The 1372-nt window shown below is 43.7% G+C and carries 1 protein-coding gene; it reads right to left on the bottom strand.

Annotated features, from left to right (window positions below):
• Nucleotides 1-272: 272 nt before the first annotated feature.
• The gene (locus tag AYW76_RS18500; RefSeq protein ID WP_067224029.1) at nt 273-1295 is read right to left on the bottom strand and encodes an IS110 family RNA-guided transposase; all 1023 of its coding nucleotides are present in this window, start codon (nt 1293-1295) and stop codon (nt 273-275) included.
• Nucleotides 1296-1372: the final 77 nt, after the last annotated feature.

Genomic DNA, 1372 nt, shown 5'->3' on the forward strand with positions numbered 1-1372 from the left:
GTTATATGGACCCGCCCGACTGTTGCAAGCTATTTCGATAAGACAGAGTAAAGTTGCACGCTTATATTCGGCCTACTTTTATTGAGCATATCTGCTCGGCCATAAAGAGATGTGCTCCCATTTTCCTAATTTCCTACTCGGCTTCTAAGAGCCACCTCGCTGCTTAGGATAAATGAGCCGATTTTATCTGTTTTGTCTTAATAGTCTGCGCAACGCTTTGGGTGTGCCTGTTTAACTTCTTTGGATTGTCTAATGTAGTACGGTTTTAACGTCTAACGCTGATAATTCGTTTCTTTCATCATTAAGCACCACACGATACGAGCCATTTTGTTGGCCAGAGCCACGACTATCTTATTAACGTGTTTGCCGCTATCTTTCATTCGTTTTGCCCAGTCGCTTAAACGTCCACTGGATTCTTCTTTTAACAAAACCCGATAAGCAGATCGTGCTCCATGTACCAATTGCTTTCTAACATGTTTATTTCCGCGCTTACTAATTCCAAGTAGGCGCTCTTTACCACCACTAGAAGCCTGCTTTGGAACTAAGCCTAGTGATGCGGCAAAATGTCTGGCACTGGCAAAACGCTTTGCGTCTCCTGCATAACATAGAAGTAACGAAGCATTGATTGGACCGATGCCTGGAATTTCTAATAGCTTTTTACAGTCTTCATTCTCTTTCACATAGGTTTGAAGCATGACGTCATATCGGTGTATGTGTGCTTCCGTCTCTAACCACTGCTCCCTCAGATCAGATAGCAACTGTCTACCTTGGTAAGTAATTGGCTGCTCTGCATCTTCTAGAATGCTAGGTAGCAGTACACGAATGCTGGCATGACCTGTTGGGATAATGACGCCCATGTCAGCCAATATGCCTCTCAGTTCATTACTAATCGCTGTTTTCTCACGTACTAAGCGTTCTCGCACTCTATGAATCGCTTGCAGATCAAGCTGCTCTTCACTTTTAACCATGACCGAGGGAACACCTTGGTGTGATGCAGCCATTGCAATCGCTGCTGCATCCCGCATGTCATTTTTGTGAACCTGAACAAAAGGCTTCACATACTGGGGAGAGATAACTTTAACTTTATGCCCCATTTTTTCGAACATTCGAGCCCAAGCATGAGAGCCACTGCAGGCCTCCATGGCAATCAAACATGCTGGAAGGTTAGCAACGAACTCTTTTAGCTCTGACCTGTTTAAGCGTTTCTTTAAAACAGCTTTACCACTTTTATTAACGCCATGTAATTGGAAAACATGTTTCGCCAAATCAATGCCTAGGATGCTAATATTTTTCATAGGACTCGCTCCTTTTAACTTAAATGCCGGTTTGCTTGGTTTGCACATTAAGCATGGCACATAGTTAGGAGGGCGGG

This window comes from Marinomonas gallaica, assembly GCF_001639745.1.
Classification (GTDB): domain Bacteria; phylum Pseudomonadota; class Gammaproteobacteria; order Pseudomonadales; family Marinomonadaceae; genus Marinomonas; species Marinomonas gallaica.